This window comes from Halodesulfurarchaeum sp. (genome assembly GCF_036626455.1).
Classification (GTDB): domain Archaea; phylum Halobacteriota; class Halobacteria; order Halobacteriales; family Halobacteriaceae; genus Halodesulfurarchaeum.
Genome location: NZ_JAZKRK010000020.1, coordinates 1 through 17,732, shown reverse-complemented (window position 1 = coordinate 17,732; position 17,732 = coordinate 1). Strand labels below are relative to the sequence as shown.

Below are 17,732 nucleotides of genomic sequence, written 5' to 3'. Positions count from 1 at the left end.
GGCGATTTTTCAACCGCCCCAAAGCAACGGGAAACGCGACGCTATCTGGTGGTTTGATGCAGCTTATAAGGCCGGTAACCCGGTTTGAAAATGGGGTAGGTATTACCAGAAGGCCTTCAAAAAGGGGCACCACAGAAATTGAACCAAGGTCTAGAACAAAGTCATAGAGATGATCCATAGAAATCTTCGGCCCAACACTCTTCGCACCGGCCTGAAAACCTGCTTGGCATGGAACGGATCTGGATAACGAACGGGAGTACGAGTATCGCCCCCGTTGTGAACCCGCTCGCTGCAGCCTGTCACGACGGCTATGTCCCGAACACGATTTACATTCTGGAGAACCCACTCATTTCGAAAGTCACGGAGTTGGTGACGACGATGATGAAAACGATCGTGACCGCCGCTGGCGGTGACGAACCAGAGATTACAGTCGAACAAATCGATGACGAAGTGGATTTTGACGCCATCACCAGTTATCTACAGGATGCGATCGCAACTGGCGAGGGCGTAGACAGGGAAGTCGCAGTTGATGTCACTCCAGGTCGAAAATTCTGGTCTATCATTAGCTTTCAGGTGGGGATTAGCAAAGATGTCGACCACCTCTTTTACATTCATCTCGAAACGGGAGAATACTTCGGTCAAGTCTTTCCCGAAATCCCACGGACAGCGATCAACCTCATCGATTTCACGGAGGAAATATAATGCGGATTGCCCGAGAAGACCTCACGGTTCTGTTCAATCGATTCCTCGATCGTGGTGAAAGCGAAATAACGGTCAGCCATCCGAGCGATGAGATTGGTGACTTGCTCACGATCGAATTTGGCGATTATGATGACTGTACGATTCACTTCAATCAATCGGTGGAAGAATACGCCGAAGCCCGAAACGAGGTGCGACGAAATCATCCGGAGTCCGTCGCCAAGGACCTCCCTGCAGCGGATGACTACGTCAAGGCGGTACTTGCAAGCGGGATAATTGAGATCAACAATCGCGACGAAGTCCAGAAACTCGTCGAACGGTACGGAAATCCAGACCTAATGGCTGGCCATCGACCGGTCTTCGCTGGCTTCGATACCAACCTTTTGCCGTGGCGGATCGACCGAATACTCGGACTCCGTGATCCCGAGGAGGGCGTTGGCTACGTCAACGGGTTCGTTCTTGCCTCAGGCGTTCGTGACGAACTCGACTGGGACTACAAATGCCATGACACCGATCCGTTTGTCGACGCCTTTGGTGATCAGTATGAAGAATACTGGAATCAGCCGTTAGGGGAAGCCCGTCACGGTCGAATGGGGCTGGTCCGCTACCGCAATATCCGAGATATTCAGCAAGCCGACGAAATTGATTGTGACACAGGGGACGAAGCAATTGTGGAGGGCTATGACGAATACGAGGAGGAACACCGAGGTGAGATTCTCCTTTTCAGTAACGATCGCACGTTTGTGGAGCGAGCGAGAAGTCACACGATCTTAGCTCAGTGGATCGAGCTTCCACAGACGCTCCCAGAGCAGAGGTCAGCTTCGTGGAAAGAAGTTGAACACTTACTCCACATGTTGGCGATAAGTTTTGGAAATCTCGAAGTACCATCTGTCACCATTTTCGGGATCTGGCGTGGCAAAGACGAACTCGATTGGCGGCGTGAGCGACTCAAACTCGATGCCAGAACTGCGAGTTTGGCATCTCACCTCAAAGGTGATTTATCAATTGTGGAGACGTATAACGAACTGCAAATGGAGAGGTAAACGAGTTCAAATGGCAGTATTGGATAAAGTTGGCCCCCTTGAGAAAGATAAAATCCTTGATGTTTTACCGAACACTGTACTCCAATTATAATGGACGTTTGTGAAAATTTGAGTTTCAGTCGCTCAATTGGCGGGCGACGGAATCTTCGGCAACAGCTTGCCCAGATGCAGTGACGCCCGCCCATATCGCGATCAAGAAATGAGCGATTCCAAGGACGATATCCACATTCGGGAAGAAATAGGGCCCCCAAAGTGTGATCCCAAGGACAGCAATCGAGAGAATTCGCATAGTTTCCGCTGTCCGTTTCTTCGACTTCGTTGTGAAAAGGTAAAACCAGAAATACACCGCCGCGCCGATGAATGTGCCTACAATTAGGATTGCTCCGAACCGTATAAGGAAGAAATTGGAGGCGTGCATCAACCCGCCACGGATAATGCCCATTACTCCAAGCAAAAGGACAGCAAGTGCAGCTCCGCCCGAGGCCACTTCTATTCCAAGGCTGGAGTCACGAACACCTGGCCAATGATCAGTCTGCCAAGCCAAATACGCCAATCCGACTGCCGTCCCAACTGCCCAAAGAGGCCAAAGCGTCTTCGCTAGGTCCTGCATTCCCAATAGGAGCAGTACCATCCCAAAAACTGCCAGGGCCACTAGGAGTAGCATCCAATGACCCGCTCCACCTACGGTCCAATTCTTCTCGGTCCCAAACGTGTCCCATCTGTCCAACGATGGCGCCATAAATGAAAAATCCTCGCTCCGACTTGAATAATTATCGCTGAAATTTTCAATCTTATATAAGGCCACTACCCATACTTGCAGAAAACACTATTCAGCACAAACGGAGTATCACATAGTTCGATTATCAACCTTTCTGGCGCAGAAGAATCTGTTCGTCTCCCTCACGAAAATTGAGTTGGGTCACGGAACAACGAACGAATGTCTGTAACACACATATTCCGCATTCTGGAAAACGATGGCTACTACTCCGCACCATACCCCTCAGCAGATGATCTGATAAAAGAGAAGGGCTGATCAGTTGGACAACATATATTTCTTGGCGTCGGTTCAAATCGCCTCTTCTGAAACCGTATTTCCTGAGATACGAACGATATCAGCGGGTAAATGAAACCGTACCCCTGTTTCGTTTACCCCTTCTTGCCGAAAACTCACTGACCCACCTAATTTGATAGCACCCCAGTGGAGTAACCAGAGACCAAATCCGCTACCGTGTTTTAAGGGGTCCTCTTCGCCTTTTCGTATAACTTTGATCTCCTCAGGAGGAATGCCTGGACCATCGTCTTCTATCAAAACCACTAGTTCACCGTGTTCATCCACAGCGTTTTCCGAGACGGATATACGAGGAGATGTATCATCAGTGTGGGTGACCGCGTTCCGTAGCGCCTCAGTTATCATTGGAACGAGGATCTGCTCATTCGCGACAACTTGGATGTGCTCAGGCACGTCAATTGTTACATCAATAGCTAACTCATCGTGGAGAGATCTAATAGATTGGTTGATTATCTCCGTGAGTTTCGTCGGAAAGTTTTGTAATCGGTCCGCTGACATCATGCGTTGGACCTCCTGGGCTCGGTGGCCAGTTTGTGCCAATTCAGTAATTGCTGCGGATAATTTATCCATATGATCAGGGTTGTACGATTCACTCTTCTGTATTAGATCTACATAACCGAGTGCTGTCGTCCCTTTGTTACGCAGATTATGGCGAAGAACCCGATTGAGGACTTGGACTTGTTGTTTGCGACGTTCTTGCTCGGTTACATCGGTAAAAATTAATGTTTTCCCAACATCCGTCCCGCGTCCGGATGTTACCGTTGAAACCCGAATGTCGTAATTTCGGCTTTTTCCCAACGTAACACGGAGTGTATTAGTGGAGTCCGAGAGTTCTGCAGTGACCCGGCCGGGGAGTAATTCCGATATATGTTTCCCCAACAATTCGGTTTTTGTAAATGAAAATATTTGGGAGGCTGCTGGATTTACATCAGCAACATTCCAGTCTCTGTTTAAAACCAGAACTGGCTGGTCCATTTCTTCGATGACCGCATTTCGTCCGATATTACTTGTTATGGGGCGTTGATCGGTTAGACTCCCTTCGGAAATCACAAACCATACTCCAACAAGCCCTATCAAACCGGTAACTGCTGTGGCGAACTGAAATAGCCAGCTTTGAAGCCCGAAGACAGGTGCGGCAATGTAAATTGTAAAATACCAGATTGGCCCGCTGGCAAAAAGAGCAACCGCGAACGAAACCGTTGGTAAAGTATATTGATACACTCCCCAAATCAGCACGAAGAGACCCGCAAGTGTGAATGCAAAATGAAACGGAGCGACGAAAAACGCACTAAGTTTCAGAACAATCTCCGGAAATAACGCAAATATTGCAATTGGCTCCACGAATCCGCCATCCATGTACGTCCAGGTGGTTCCCAACGGCATCGCCAAAAGCATTGGACCTGCAATGAGCGCAAGAATTGCCTCGTGTCCGGTGGACAGTATTCCAATATATTGATTGATAAATATGAACCAGATGACCGCATACATTGCCACGAACAGAGGGATAAGATACGCAGCAAACGATACAATGTTTGAATAATACGAAGTGCCTGCTAAGAACCCCTCTGAAAGAAACCCGAACAGCCCAATAATTGTGGTGGTTAGTCCAATTAACGCTATTGGCCCTCCGAACTTTGTCCACACTTTATTGTCTTTAATGAGAATAAATATCACTGAAACGATTAGATAAACCCCACTAATAAGTAACAGAGAAATTAGAAGAGGTAACACCTTATTTTGATAGGGTATTTCTCCCTTTACTACTTGCGGTGTAGATATTCAAAGGGGTTTTCTGTGTGATTGTAGGTCCAATGCGGATATCTCGAGAATGGATATCACCATCCATCGACCAATAATCCAAGAATGACGGCTGGGCCCGCTGCTGTGGACAATGAACTGGCGATCCTTCCCCAAGATCAGACCTGTTTCATCGTTTCTTCAACGGCATCGCTATTGAACAATATTACGACATAATCACCAGGCTCGACAATATTGTCTCATCTTGGCATGACATACCCTTCGCGGGTTATGCGGTCCAATTGGGAGTCCTGAAATGTAGATGGCCCCGGTGATGGTCTGTGGGGGAATGTTGGGTATTGATTGCCCCTTGTGAACCGAACTGATCACTCAACCCGTTCAACCATTTCCGCCCCACAATGGGGACAGAACTCGTAGTTTTCCTCAACGCGGGTCTCACAAGACTGACAGACGAACTCGATGTTTTCACCATCTATGAACGTCCGTTTCGTTTCTTCAAACATCTCTCCGGCTTTCCTGAATAGATTCACTGATGGATAACATGTGTTGGACCCGAATAGATGTTGGGTCGATATATGCTCCTATTTGACGACTATGAGTGAACGAATCAAGTTTGGTGACCGCCACCGGTTGGTAGACCACCGCATTTAGGTCGGTTTAGTGAGCCCTCCTGGTGTGCATCAGTTGACGGGGTCGCGCGAAAAGCGGTTCCATTCGATTTCGTTTCGAGACCTGCTTTTCGCGGTCGTGACGAGGCTTGCCTTAGGCCTTCACTTCGCCAATTTCTTCGAAAGCCTGGAATAGACCTCGGTGGCCGCATCGGTCACGTCCATCATCACACCCAATTTTCGTGGTCCTCGGTGCATCGATTCGCCTCGACGAACAACTGAATTCACGGATCATCGTGGGGATAATCCTCGCTTCTCACTTTGATTCAGGAATGTCATGCCCATCTTCTTCCATGTGGAAGCCGTGAGAAAAGTGACTGAATGTGACGGGTATCCGCGCATGAAATGAACGTACAGAATGTTACACTGAACCCCCAATCCGAACCCGATCCCCGTGCTTTGGAAGAAGTACCAACTTCTCCTGACGGGATAGCTGTTTGACCTCATATTCTCTCGATTGGGCGGCGGACCGTGATGAGAATCGTTCCACTCGGCGAAGGGTCAAGGGACCCCGACTCCGCGTGTATTTCGCGCCATTGCCGTTTTGATGCTCCGAAACCCGCCGGGATACATCCGTAGTATACCCTGCATATATTGTTCCGTCACCGCACTCAAGGAGATAGACATAGTGCATTCCTCGCGGTAACGGTTTCGGCTGTGATTACAAAAACCTCCGTTATGATACAGAGCCCACAGATGTCGCCATTCGAGGAGAATTTTACAGGGTACGGAAGTGCTGATGACTGATGAGGTCTTATTGTCCTCATGAGCAAATTCACAGCGGTGATTACGGGCGCAAGTCAGGGCATCGGTGCGGCCGTCACAGAGGCCTTTGCCGAGAACGGCGGCCAGTTGGTCATCGGAGCACGGAATCAGTCAGCAGTTGAGGATCGTGCGGCGGGACTGCCAGCGGAGGCGGTCTCAGTCGACGTCAGAAACGAGAGTTCGGTGCGGGACCTGATGACCGTCGCAAGCGAGGTGCTAAACGAAATCGACGTCCTCGTGCCAAATGCAGGGGTCTATCACGGACCATCAGGGAAGACGCCGCTACCGGAGGAATCATACGAACGTTTCGACGAACATCTCGCGACAAACGCCAAAGGGGTGTTCGCAACAATCCGTGAAGCAGTCCCGTACTTAGCCGAAGACGCCAGGGTGCTGGTGCCCTCCGGAAAACCCGCCCGCGAACCGACCGCAGGGGCTGGATCCTACGGCGTCTCGAAAGCCGCTGCCGAGGCTATCGCTCGAGGGTTTTCGGCGGACCTCGATCAGGTCGTCGGGGTCGTCGATCCAGGGCAGGTCCAGACACAACTTACCGAAAAAGAGTTCGGTCGGACGCCTGTTGACGTGGCGCCGATGTATGTATGGGCCGCTCATTCGGCCCCAAAAGAGAAGATCGACGGCGGCGTTACTGGAATTAAGGACTGGTTGCAGGCGACACGCTAACCAGTCTGCTTATTCAAAAAGTAACGAAACTACCGACATTCCCTGCCCAAAATCTACAGGTAGAACAGGCCGAGTGCCTCGGGGATTGACCCCGTGGTAGTTCACTCGGCGAACTGCCACTCCCTTCGTTCTACCCGGTAACTTTCACAGTTAGGGCATTGATGATACCGCTCGGAGAACTGGTTCCCACATGACTTACATTCATAGGGCTCGTCAATTGCCTCGGACCGGTTTCTGGCGTAGGAAACCAGTTTCGTAACAACGCCCATGTGTGGCAAAATATGTTCCTGGACCATTAAACCTACAGATAGTTCAACCACCAGACGGGAGCAGGCAACCCGACGCAATCTTGCGATTATCGCGCGGAATACCCCATGAGAACAGGGTTTGATAACGGGGGAGAAATGGGTCGTAATCATAATCTAAGTCCCTCATACCAGGTGAAAATCCAACACCTATTTACTCGCTCTTCGAACAGGATTGTATCGTGAGCCCTGTGCCCGGAATTGGAGCCACCCTCACCAAAAACGACCGTTCGATCGCGGCGTTCACCATGCTCGGCCATGGGCTCTTTCACTGGTTCGAGATGGCGATTCCGATACTCCTGGTGATGTGGATCCGCCAGTTTCCAGCCTCAGTCGAACTCGTTGGATTGCTTGTAGCTATCGGCTTTGCGCCGATTGGAATCGCCTCACTCCCTGGTGGGTTGTTGGCTGATCGGTTCGGGTCAGAGTCCGTCCTCTTGCTCAGTATTGCTGGAATGGCCGTTGGATTCGCCACGCTTTCCCTTGCACCGTCGGTGTATTTCGTCGGGCTTAGTCTCGCAATCTGGGGGACCTTTGCGGGCATTTACCATCCCGCCGGAATGTCACTGATCAGCACCGGAACCGAACGCCGAGGGACCATCTTCGCATACCACGGAATGGCAGGGAATATTGGGACTGCACTTGGCCCGTTCGTCGCTGCAACTTTACTGTTGTTCGTCGACTGGCGAGTGGTCGCCGGTGCGCTCGCTCTCCCAGGACTTGTTGCATTCCTCTTCGGCCTCTCCATCGACTTCAACCCCACAGCAGCAGTCGGAGAGACCGATGAACCTGAGAAGGGCACCGCGGCACCCGCAAAACTCCATGAAAAAGCCCGAGAACTGTTGTATTCGTTCTTCCCCCTCGTTTTGGCAATCGTTACGTTTGACGGACTCTTCTATCGGGGAATTCTGACATACCTTCCCCAGATCCTTCGAGATCTCCCAGAAATCACGGCACTCACCCTCGAAGCATCATTGGTCGGAATCAACGTGGGAGATTACATCTTCGTTGGACTCCTGATCGTTGGCATCGGTGGTCAATGGGCCGGGGGAAAATTCTCCGAACGGTTTGCTGTCGAAAAGGGGCTCGCCGGTGGGTTTCTTTCCCTCGGACTTTTTGCCTTGCTTTTTCTCCCAATCGCTGCGTTCGGATTTGCTCAGGTTCTCGTGGTGAGCGTACTGCTTGGGTTCTTCCTGTTCTTCGTCCAGCCACTGTATCAGGTGGCCGTTGCAATCCACACTCCGGTCGAAACACGGGGGCTCTCCTATGGGGTAACGTATCTCGGTGAGTTTGGGATCGGTGCCGGAAGTATCGCGATCGGTGGGTACCTGCTTGGAACCTATTCCATAGGGACGTTTTTCCTCGTCCTCAGTGGGTTCGCTTTCGTTCCTGTCTTGCTCGCCGTGCTGCTGTACACGATTGCGAGATGACCAGAAGCTGGTATGGAGTGCGTTGACTTACTATCATGGCCTCTTGACTACTATAAGCAGTTGTAATGGCTCCATGACTGGCAAGATCATCCCCATACTCGTCGGCGGCTTCGGCGAGGAGTACGAGACAATGATACCGCTTCACCTGAGTAATTCTGCGAGTCGCGTTACTGCGTGATCGGGTTTTGCCTCGCGTGACGGCATATCTCCAATCTGCATAGTACAGGAAGCGCCTGTAACAACCACGTCGTCTCCCGGACTCGATTCGATTTGCCCCTCCAATAGTGACATCAGGGTCGTGCTCATCGAGTAATGCTCCGCCTCATAGCCGAAACTGCCGGCCATCCCGCAACATGTCGAATCAAGTTCGTCCACAGCGAATCCGAGTCGCTCCAGTACCTCGGTGACATGAGTGTCTCGACCGGTCCCTTTGTGAATACAATTCCCATGGTAGGTAACCGTCTCTTCTGAGTCCCGAACATCGAGGTTCTCTTCGAGCCCGAACACATCCAGATATTCGAACACACTGTAGGTGTTATCGGCGACGGTTTGGACGTTCGGGCCGGAGAGTAGATCGTTGTAGTCCTCTTGAAACATCACCGATGCCGAGGGTTCGACACTGAGAATATCCCAGCCAGCTCGAACTTTCGAGGCAAGGACCCCAACGTTGTTTCGAGCGGTCTCGCGAGCCGTCTCGATGAGCGCTTTCGAGTACGCCGCCCGACCACTATCAGTCACTGCCGTAGAAACGGTAACGTGGATACCTGCTGCCTCAAGTACTTTCACCGCCGCTTTCCCGCGGTCGGTGTACATGTAATTCGTATACGGATCGGGAACGAGAACCGCGGATCGATCGGACTCCCCTTGCGAAACCTTGGACCCACCTCGATTGTGGAACCATGTTTGAAACGTCCGTGATTGTATCTCGGGAAGTGTTCGTTCCCCCGCAATTCCGAACTGTTCTTGGATGAATGACATTCCGGGCAGTTGCTGCAGCCAGTTCGAAACTGGTGACAATTTGCTCCCAGTACGGAGTACCTGTTCGACGTTCGCGAAGAGTTTGTCTCGAGTTTTTACCCCGTTGCGGTCGTGATACTCATGGAGGACATCAGCCTTCAGCTTGGCCATATCCACCCCAGAGGGACAATCAATCTTACAGCCCTTACACGAGAGACACAGATCAAGTACCTCGTGAACAAATTCCTCATTGAACAATTCCTCTGGGGGCCTGCCATTCATTGTCGAACGTAACAAGTTGGCCCGACCACGGGTACTAACGATTTCTTCCTCGGCGGCCCGATACGTCGGACACATTACCCCACCAGTCGTTTCTTGAAAGCCCGTACATCCACCACACCCGTGACAGAGGTCCGCCATCCCAACAAAGCCCCGATCGTTGTCCCAATTTAACTCCGGTTCGAAGGGCAGCTCGGTGCTTCGGTCCGATCCAAACCGGAGGTTTGCAGTTAAATCAGTCGGCCCCTCCTCGTCCCCACACACAGGGCCAGGATTCAATATCCATTTCGGATCAATCGCCGTTTTCAGCGAGCGAAACGAGTCCCAGAGATCCTCGCCGTAGGTCTTCTTGTTCCATTGAGTCCGCGCTCGCCCGTCGCCATGCTCACCAGAGACTGATCCGTCATATTTGATGACGAGGTCCGTGACTGCATCAGCAATCTCGGCCATGGTCTCGATTCCAGTCTCGGACGAGAGATCGAGCAGCGGCCGAATGTGAAGCACCCCTGGGCCTGCATGAGCGTAGTAGGTTGCGAAGGTGTCATACTCATCGAGGAGGCTCTGAAAGTCCCGAACGTACTCTTGAAGGTGCTCGGCAGGAATCGCAGTGTCTTCGATAAATGGCCAGTGGCGGTTGTTACCCGTATTCGAGAGCAAAATCGGCAACCCAGCCTTCCGCATTTTCCAAAATGCTGCCTGTCTAGACTCGATATGTGCCTCCATCATGGCAAAGGCACGTTTTGGGGCTGGGGTTGTAGCCGGGTCCGCAGACGGCTTGGCCTCGGTCTCAGCGTCAGGAACACGGTCGGCGACCAGATCAGCAACCTTGGTTTTTGCCACGTGCTCGGACTCGGCGTAAAACTCGACCAACAGGGTCGAATCAGTCCCATCAGGGAGCAGTCCGATTAACTCCTGAAACCGATCCGTTTCAGCTGCCAAGTCCAGAAACACGTCATCCATGACCTCCACTGCAGACGGATCATGTTCGAGTATCGGCGCCACATCCCCCATCGCGTCCAAGATGTCCGCATAGGCCAGCATGACGACTGCGGTGGTCTCCGGAATCGGTTCCAGCGCAACGTTCGCCTGGGTGATGACTCCCAGTGTTCCTTCACTTCCCGCGAAGAGTCGAGCGACGTTGACCGCCTCGTGAGTCCGGACTTCCTCCAACAGGACATCAAAATTATAGCCCGAAACGTTCCGAGTGAGGTCCGGGTAATTGGCTTCGATTGCCTCGGCGTCCTCTCGAAGCACACGATCGATTTCAGCATAGAACCGCGATTCGAGATCGCCATTCGGGTCGCCTGCAGTCCTGATCTCAGCACGGTCCATCCACCCGAAATCGGTGACCGTCCCGTCCGCAAGCACCACTTCGAGCGATTCGATGTACTTGTCAGCTTTGTCGTACTGTAACGAATGAGCGCCGGTCGAATTGTTTCCGATACACCCGCCGAGAACGCTCTTGTCACCCCAAGCCGGGTCCGGTGCATATTTGAGTCCCGCTGATTCGAGTTCCGTGTTGAGTTCTGCGAGGGTGATTCCGGCCTGAGCGCTGGCCGTCTGGGACTCCATGTTGAGCCCCCGAAACCCGTTCATGTGCGCCTTGAAATCGAGAACGACTGCTTCGTTCACCGTCTGTCCAGCGAGGCTCGTCCCACCCCCTCTCGGGAGCACCGGGATGTCCCGTTCGAAACAGTATTCGAGGACAGCGGCGACGTCTTCGGTGTGTTTTGGCTTGACGACACCGATCGGTCGCACCTCGTAAATGCTCGCGTCAGTCGCATAGAGTTGACGGGAATATGTATCAAACCGCACCTCCCCTCGAACGACAGCTCGAAGTGCCCCCGCAAGCCCCTCTTCGAGGGTCTCCTGGCTTTGATAATCGTAGTTTGCCCGCTCATCGAGTGCGGGATCAGGGAGATCATTGAGGGAGTGTGCCATGTTGGTCACTTCTCACCCCTACATGCCCCTGAATCTTACTCCGTGCCGCGTGGTTTCGTCGGAGTCAATTGGTGACCTACAACTCGACATAGAACACGGCCCCGTGCGGTTCGTTGTCTTCGACGGAAATGTCTCCACCGTATCGATCGACAAGTGTTTTGACCAGGTACAGTCCCAGTTCGGTGCCCGTGCTTTCCAATCCCATCGCTCCCTGCTCGAAGGTTCTGCTTTGTGGTTATCTGAAACGCCTAGACCGTTGTCCGCGATATCAACTACGACCGTATTCCCCGATATAGTGCCCAAAACGGTGATTTCAGGTGCTTCTTTGTCCTTGTGCTGGAGGGCATTGTGCAGCAGGTTCCGAATGACGGATTCGAGCATGTCATCGGCGAGACCATCGACAGTGAGAATCGAGCCATAGATCGTGATAACTGCCGCGTCGTTACTCGAACGGAAATCATCGATTTCCAATCGACTCCGATTCAAGCCATTTCGTGTTGGTCCTCGCCCCCTCCAAAATCCCTTCCTGTCTACCGACCGAAGTAGAAGTATGCTATCAACAGGAGAAATTGCCCCGGAATTCGAATTGCCGAATCAAGACGGCGAGACAGTCACACTCAGAGATTTCGAGGGACAAGCAGTCGTCGTCTACTTCTATCCAAGAGCCGATACCCCAGGGTGTAAGACAGAAGCCTGTAGTTTCCGAGACGAATGGAACGCATACAGGCAACAAGACGTTGCGGTACTCGGAATCAGCGACGACCCGCTTGCGGACCTCGCCGAGTTTAAAGCGAAGTACGACCTTCCCTTCCACCTGCTGAGTGACAAGGATGGCACCGTTGCCAGGGCCTATGATTCGTATGGCGAAAAGACGGTCTATGGAAACCGTGTTGAAGGGACCTTTAGAAACACATATGTTGTCGGGTCGGACGGGACTATTATCGAGGTTTTCGAAGGAGTCGATCCGGAAGGTCACGGCGAGAAGGTCCTTTCCGTGATTGACTGACCAATACGGATACTATCAATGAGAAGAACCCGCCTGCAGAGGAGTGTTTGACGTGTCGAACAGCAGATAGTTTTATGGGAATTCCGAGTCGAGGATTGTCACCAACACCAGGGTACCGACAATTCCTCTCCCAAAGTTCCAGAGAAGTGTCATTCCAACGAATACCGCAATCTCCTCACATACCTACCCACTTAAACCTGTGTGGCCTTAAGAAAACATGTATGAGCGAATCCAAAGTCATCGAACTCCTCAGGAAGTCCTACGGTGACGAACTCGAAACGGTCATGAACTATCAGACGAACGCCATCATTCTCGACGGTGTTCGGGCCGAAGAGATAAAGGAAAGCCTCCAGCAGGACATCCAGGAGGAACTCAATCACTCCCAGCAGCTTGGGAATCGGCTGAAACAACTCGGCGCCCGACCGCCGAGTTCCGCGAACTTCACTGCCAGACAAGATTCGTTGCAACCGCCGGAAGACTCGACGGACGTTCTGTCGGTCATTCGAGGGGTCCTGGAAGCCGAGACGGATGCCATCGAAACGTACAGGTCACTCATTGACGCCGCTGAGGCAGCCAATGACCCGGTGACCGAAGATCTCGCGGTGACCCTTCTTGCAGACGAAGAGGCCCACCGAACCGAGTTCCGAGGCTTCGAGAAGGAGTACCAGAACGACTGAAATCCGACAAAAAGCCTCCTTCGTAACGATGCTTGAACTCTATAGTCTCTCCGGCTGTCCGTATTGCGCGAAAGTTGAGTCCAAACTCGAAGCACTTGGACTGGACTACGAACGGCACGAAGTCCCACGGCGACGAACGAATAGATCAACTGTCGAAGAAGTGAGCGGGCAACGGGGCGTTCCAGTGCTCGTCGATACCGAAAACGGCGTGACCGGAATGCCGGAAAGTGATGATATCGTCGCGTACCTTGACCGAATCTACGGATAACTTGGGATAGCGCAAACCCGCATCGTTTTTCTGTCTCCTTTACCGCGATAGAAATATGGCAATTCAAGCTGGCGACTCCGTAACCATCGAGTACACGGGCCGGTACGAGGACGGCACCGTTTTCGACACTTCCCGTAAAGCAGTTGCCGAGGATGCGGGGCTCCTCGAGGACGATCCCGACCGGACGTTCGAACCGCTTTCGGCAGATGTCGGGACGGGAGATTTCATCGAAGGATTAGAAGACGCGCTGCTCGGTATGGAAGAAGGCGAATCAGGCACGGTCACCATTCCTCCGGAAACAGGATATGGGGAGTGGACTGAAGACCAGGTTCGAGTATTCGAGACTGACGAACTCAGCGAGCAGTTTGGCGACGACCTCCTCGAGGAGGGCGCGTATGTTAAAACGGCTGACGGAACGGTAGCTGAAATCTTGAGGGTCGAAGACGGGACTGTTCGGGTGGACTTCAACCACCGGCTGGCCGGAGAAACCCTCACCTTCGATATCGAAGTCAAATCCGTCTCCTAAAGCCGCTAGGCTATTTGCGGAACTTCCTGCTCTGCAGATTCCGGTCGCGATTCTTCGAGCAGATAGAGCCGTAGTCGTCCATGCGAGTATACTAACTCCTCGATATCATTTCGCTGCTTGAGCTGCTCAAGTGCGTCTCGCACGGGCCGAAACGGAAGGTTCGTCGATGCGATGAGATCGCGTTGGGTCATCGGTGTGTTTCGCGCTAATTCCCGATAAACCACTTCGACTGTAGGAGGGAGCTCTTCATGACCCTGAGTATGTCTCATATCGAAAACTAATCTATAGCGATTGATGTACTAACGGCCCAATTGTTTGGGTATAATAATAGTGGCTGAGTTACGCTCCCTCAGTGGACCTGTAGTTCTCGATCGCGCTCCGGTATCCTTGCCTGAACGTTGGATAGCGGAACTCGTAGCCCAACGCTTTGAGACGGTCGTTACAACAACGTTTGTTCGTCTGCAGCCGACGTCTTGCGGCTTCTGAGAGGTTACCTATTGCCATCCGTTGGGATACTGTTTGTTTTTCCGGCGGATTCACATCACACTCGCCGGCAAGCCAGTCGGCGAACTCGTGTTTATCGACTGGTTCGTCGTCGACGGCCAGAACCACCATATTCTGGGCGAGCTCCTCACTCAGGAGGTATCGAATTGTTCCAGCGGCGTCCACCCGATGTACCATATTGAGAGACCCGGCTGTCACGGGGCCTTTGAGATATCTTTCCAATCGATATCGCTCTGGGCCGTACAGGCCACCGAATCGAACGACTGTCCCGCTCTTACCATAGTCTTCTGTCATTTCAAGGGCAACGGACTCCGCGTTGGCGAGGACGCGAGTTTTTTCGGTTGTCGGATCAATCGCGGTCTCTTCGTCCACCCACGCCCCGTCATGGTCGCCATAAACCCCGGTTGATGAGGTGTAGACCAGCCGGTCGGGCGAACTCTGGCGGGTCCCATACGCTTCGATAACGTTCTTGAGGCCCTCGACGTACACGTTTCGGGCCGCGTCAGCACCTCTCCCACCAGCACTGGCAGCGAAAACAACGGTATCAACGTCCGGTAGCGCGGCTAGCGTTTCGGGTTTCGTCACGTCTGCTTGAACCGCATCGACGTTTGGACTCACGGATTCAACCGTCTTGAGACCGCTTTCCGAACGCCTCACACCGGTTACATCGTGATTGTGATCGGCCAGTTGACTGGCAAGTTCGAGACCGACATAGCCACACCCAACAATGCAAATTCTCATTGACCGACTCCTTTGATTGACGTTCTCATATCCGTATTTTCATTCATACAGGTAATTGTGCTCCGGGATGTAAAAGCAATACAGTACCCACATTCCAATATTTTCTCTCAACTAGTGCTCGTGAGAAACACAAAACTAACCGTTGTTCAGGGGGGTTAAACCGCCGAACTTTATGTTAATAAAATCAATCCTAAGAGTCGACATCTTCATCAATACCGAAATTTCCAAAGTTCGTGATCGGTTGGACAATGCGCAGAACAGATTTCGACGTTCCCGACGGTGCTCGGAGTTCGGCGAACCCGTCATATACTCTTTCTGATTAACGCCCTGCTGATACTCTTCCTTTTCGGGTCGGTATTTAGTCAATATCTTTCAGTTGTGTTCGCTGCGATCCTCCTCATCGGGCGGGGTATTGCCTCGGACTCAACTATTTCGTAGGTTGTATCGAAGATTACAGACGACTCGAAATGGTGGGAGAAATGACCCACGTGTTAGTCGTCGGGCTTTAGATCGGGGTTTTGTTTGTCTGAATCACGGATAAATTTCACTCTGACTAGCAATTTATCCGGTCCACATCCACCAATCCCAAACTCATCTGTATGTCGCCTCATTCGTGTAGGTGCGGACCGAACCGACTGATACTGTGGCGGCACTGATTTCGCTTCTTACAGGATTGATTTTTCTATCGGTATTGGAACAGTCGCGGCTATCCTTCCTTGGAGGGAAGGATCGAAACCAGGGGCTCGGCCCCTCGTATTGCTATTAATTGGGCAGATCTGGTGGTCAACATCACTCGTCTTTCGGTTCAGGGCCCCAGCAGTAGATGGGAAATTACTGTAGACGAACTTAATGTGGATCGTAGCGTTGCGATTCCACTGGGCTGGCTACTGTTTGCACCCGATTATACAGGGCGAGATGAATTTCTCAAACGCCGATATTTGGTACTCTATTCGCTAATTCCAATAGTGACGATTATTCTGGTCGCTTTGGGCCCGTATCAAGACTTATTGATAGTCAAAGCTGGCGAGTTTCATGAATCTGGTATTTTGAAAAACAACACTGGCGGAATTTGGTACCGGGTAGTTGCCATCTACACCTACGTCCTCGGTGGGACCGGGACCATACTACTCTTCGATCTAAATGCGAGCCAAACCTTCGTATTCCGAAAACAAGCAATTGCATTGATAGTTGGGATTCTCGTCCCCTAGACGACGAACATTTTGTACCTAGCAGAAATCCTCAAAGCCGGACTCGATCCAACGCCGATTGCCTTTTCGGTTTCAGCCGTCGTGTATCTTCTCGCGCTCCGAAGATTCGATCTCCTGCATACCAATCCGGCGCCGAACAAACGGGCTCGAAAGTTCGTCTTTGATGGAGTCCAGGAGGGGGGCTAACATCGTGGATATGGAAGACCACATCATTGATATCAATGAGCAAGCCCTCGAAATTTTGCAGCAAGACGGATCCGAAATTCTTGGATCAACCGCCGCTCAATTCATTCCAAATTACGGTGAATTCCCGTCAACTGGCACATTGCAGGAGTATCTCAGGATCGAGACGGAAACCGATCATCAAGAATTTGAAGTCGAAATTGCCCAAATTACGTCCAGAAGGGGAAAACAGATCGGACGTGTGATCACGATCAATGAAGTCACCGATTACCTTCGACAACAGCAACGCTTGGAAGTTTTGAACCGGGTGGTACGTCATACTACCAGAACAGAAGCTAACCTTATACTGGGATACGCTGACGGCTTGGGCGGAAAAAACGGGAAAAAGAGTAGAGAAACGTGTAGAAAAAAACGAAGCACTTGGCCAAAAAGGACGTGATGCTATCGAACTGTTCTAATTGGCACGGGAAGACGGAGAACCATTTGATCTTGGGTCGGTGCTTGAAGGGAGCATCAAAGATTTACAAGCCGAAAACCCAACCGTGGAAGTCGATTATCACCCTGCGGAAACTAATGTGACTGTCGATAAATTGCTCGTGACTGTATTTACACATGCGATCGAAAATGCCATGGTTCACAACGATACCGAGAATCCGCGAGTTACAATTGAATCATCGCTCCATAACGGAATCGTTCATGTCACGATTGCTGACAACGGGCCTGGCATTTCAGAACACGAACTTCCGTTCTGTCTGAAGGGATGGAATCACTACTGAAACACGCAAGCGGGTTGGGACTGTGGATACCCAAATGGGGGACAGATCTGGGTGACGGGACAACTCGATTCGAGGAAAAATGACCATCAGGAACAGTCGGTACGATCAAAGTTCCAGCCATCAACTAACTATCTTTGCAACCCATTGCACTGTGTATCGCGGACCAGGATTTTTATAATTTGAAACGGGGAGACTGTAAGGAGCGCAATTGGTAGTACCATCGCTCAAATTATAAAAAGAATTACATT

General features: G+C 51.6%; 18 protein-coding genes and 2 pseudogenes. 11 read left to right on the top strand and 9 right to left on the bottom strand.

From position 1 onward, the window contains the following. The first annotated feature begins 228 nt into the window (after nt 1-228). Both V5A26_RS07420 and V5A26_RS07415 read left to right on the top strand, forming a co-directional pair. The gene (locus V5A26_RS07420; protein WP_332322305.1) at nt 229-702 is read left to right on the top strand and encodes a hypothetical protein; all 474 of its coding nucleotides are present in this window, start codon (nt 229-231) and stop codon (nt 700-702) included. Continuing rightward, nucleotides 702-1,742 (top strand): hypothetical protein, encoded by a 1,041-nt coding sequence (locus tag V5A26_RS07415; RefSeq protein ID WP_332320931.1) that lies wholly within the window; start codon nt 702-704, stop codon nt 1,740-1,742. Before V5A26_RS07420 ends, V5A26_RS07415 begins: the two co-directional genes overlap by 1 nt. A 115-nt stretch (nt 1,743-1,857) precedes the next feature. Here the strand turns inward: V5A26_RS07415 and V5A26_RS07410 are convergent, their stop codons facing one another. The 4 genes from V5A26_RS07410 to V5A26_RS07395 form a co-directional block, all read right to left on the bottom strand. Beyond that, nucleotides 1,858-2,352 (bottom strand): hypothetical protein, encoded by a 495-nt coding sequence (locus V5A26_RS07410; protein WP_332320930.1) that lies wholly within the window; start codon nt 2,350-2,352, stop codon nt 1,858-1,860. 456 nt (nt 2,353-2,808) lie between these two features. Next, nucleotides 2,809-4,542, bottom strand: coding sequence for a sensor histidine kinase (locus V5A26_RS07405; RefSeq protein WP_332320929.1), 1,734 nt, complete (start codon nt 4,540-4,542; stop codon nt 2,809-2,811). Between the two features lie 392 nt (nt 4,543-4,934). Continuing rightward, nucleotides 4,935-5,099 carry a zinc-ribbon domain-containing protein gene (locus tag V5A26_RS07400; protein WP_332320928.1) on the bottom strand — a complete coding sequence of 55 codons (165 nt, stop codon included), beginning with the start codon at nt 5,097-5,099 and terminating at the stop codon, nt 4,935-4,937. A 499-nt stretch (nt 5,100-5,598) separates the two neighbouring features. Continuing rightward, nucleotides 5,599-5,871, bottom strand: coding sequence for a GIY-YIG nuclease family protein (locus tag V5A26_RS07395; RefSeq protein ID WP_332320927.1), 273 nt, complete (start codon nt 5,869-5,871; stop codon nt 5,599-5,601). Nucleotides 5,872-6,002: 131 nt separating this feature from the next. Between V5A26_RS07395 and V5A26_RS07390 the strand changes: the two genes are divergently transcribed. Both V5A26_RS07390 and V5A26_RS07385 read left to right on the top strand, forming a co-directional pair. Then, nucleotides 6,003-6,683, top strand: a complete 681-nt coding sequence (locus V5A26_RS07390; RefSeq protein WP_332320926.1) for an SDR family oxidoreductase — start codon at nt 6,003-6,005, stop codon at nt 6,681-6,683. A 487-nt stretch (nt 6,684-7,170) separates the two neighbouring features. Next, complete coding sequence (locus V5A26_RS07385) at nt 7,171-8,418, top strand: MFS transporter (RefSeq protein ID WP_332320925.1); 1,248 nt, start codon at nt 7,171-7,173, stop codon at nt 8,416-8,418. A gap of 141 nt (nt 8,419-8,559) precedes the next feature. Here V5A26_RS07385 and V5A26_RS07380 read toward each other — a convergent pair whose 3' ends face one another. The 3 genes and pseudogenes from V5A26_RS07380 to V5A26_RS11425 form a co-directional block, all read right to left on the bottom strand. Then, nucleotides 8,560-11,595 (bottom strand): FAD-binding and (Fe-S)-binding domain-containing protein, encoded by a 3,036-nt coding sequence (locus tag V5A26_RS07380; protein ID WP_332320924.1) that lies wholly within the window; start codon nt 11,593-11,595, stop codon nt 8,560-8,562. 76 nt (nt 11,596-11,671) lie between these two features. After that, nucleotides 11,672-11,800, bottom strand: a complete 129-nt coding sequence (locus tag V5A26_RS07375) for an ATP-binding protein (protein WP_332320923.1) — start codon at nt 11,798-11,800, stop codon at nt 11,672-11,674. A gap of 32 nt (nt 11,801-11,832) precedes the next feature. After that, nucleotides 11,833-11,976 (bottom strand): annotated as a pseudogene (locus V5A26_RS11425) (ATP-binding protein); the annotation flags it as partial. Nucleotides 11,977-12,145: 169 nt separating this feature from the next. On the opposite strand from V5A26_RS11425, the gene bcp reads away from it, so the two are divergent. The 4 genes from bcp to V5A26_RS07355 all read left to right on the top strand — a co-directional run bounded on the left by bcp (nt 12,146) and on the right by V5A26_RS07355 (nt 14,072). Further along, the gene (bcp, locus tag V5A26_RS07370) at nt 12,146-12,601 is read left to right on the top strand and encodes a thioredoxin-dependent thiol peroxidase (RefSeq protein ID WP_332322304.1); all 456 of its coding nucleotides are present in this window, start codon (nt 12,146-12,148) and stop codon (nt 12,599-12,601) included. Between the two features lie 221 nt (nt 12,602-12,822). Beyond that, nucleotides 12,823-13,278, top strand: coding sequence for a ferritin-like domain-containing protein (locus V5A26_RS07365; RefSeq protein WP_332320921.1), 456 nt, complete (start codon nt 12,823-12,825; stop codon nt 13,276-13,278). Between the two features lie 28 nt (nt 13,279-13,306). Further along, nucleotides 13,307-13,546 carry a glutathione S-transferase N-terminal domain-containing protein gene (locus tag V5A26_RS07360; protein WP_332320919.1) on the top strand — a complete coding sequence of 80 codons (240 nt, stop codon included), beginning with the start codon at nt 13,307-13,309 and terminating at the stop codon, nt 13,544-13,546. Between the two features lie 55 nt (nt 13,547-13,601). Next, on the top strand, nt 13,602-14,072 hold the full coding sequence (locus V5A26_RS07355) for an FKBP-type peptidyl-prolyl cis-trans isomerase (protein ID WP_332320918.1): 471 nt from the start codon (nt 13,602-13,604) through the stop codon (nt 14,070-14,072). A gap of 5 nt (nt 14,073-14,077) precedes the next feature. On the opposite strand, the gene V5A26_RS07350 is transcribed toward V5A26_RS07355, so the two are convergent. Together V5A26_RS07350 and V5A26_RS07345 are read right to left on the bottom strand one after the other, a co-directional pair. Next, nucleotides 14,078-14,263, bottom strand: a complete 186-nt coding sequence (locus V5A26_RS07350; RefSeq protein ID WP_332320917.1) for a hypothetical protein — start codon at nt 14,261-14,263, stop codon at nt 14,078-14,080. Between the two features lie 148 nt (nt 14,264-14,411). Then, nucleotides 14,412-15,317, bottom strand: a complete 906-nt coding sequence (locus tag V5A26_RS07345) for an SDR family oxidoreductase (RefSeq protein WP_332320916.1) — start codon at nt 15,315-15,317, stop codon at nt 14,412-14,414. A gap of 779 nt (nt 15,318-16,096) precedes the next feature. Between V5A26_RS07345 and V5A26_RS07340 the strand changes: the two are divergent. From V5A26_RS07340 to V5A26_RS07330, 3 genes and pseudogenes are all read left to right on the top strand, one after another. Further along, a pseudogene (locus V5A26_RS07340) lies at nt 16,097-16,711 on the top strand (histidine kinase N-terminal 7TM domain-containing protein). 10 nt (nt 16,712-16,721) lie between these two features. Next, nucleotides 16,722-17,147: a hypothetical protein gene (locus tag V5A26_RS07335; RefSeq protein WP_332322303.1), complete on the top strand. Its 426-nt coding sequence runs from the start codon at nt 16,722-16,724 to the stop codon at nt 17,145-17,147. A gap of 19 nt (nt 17,148-17,166) precedes the next feature. Beyond that, nucleotides 17,167-17,484, top strand: a complete 318-nt coding sequence (locus V5A26_RS07330; RefSeq protein ID WP_332320914.1) for an ATP-binding protein — start codon at nt 17,167-17,169, stop codon at nt 17,482-17,484. Nucleotides 17,485-17,732 lie beyond the last annotated feature (248 nt).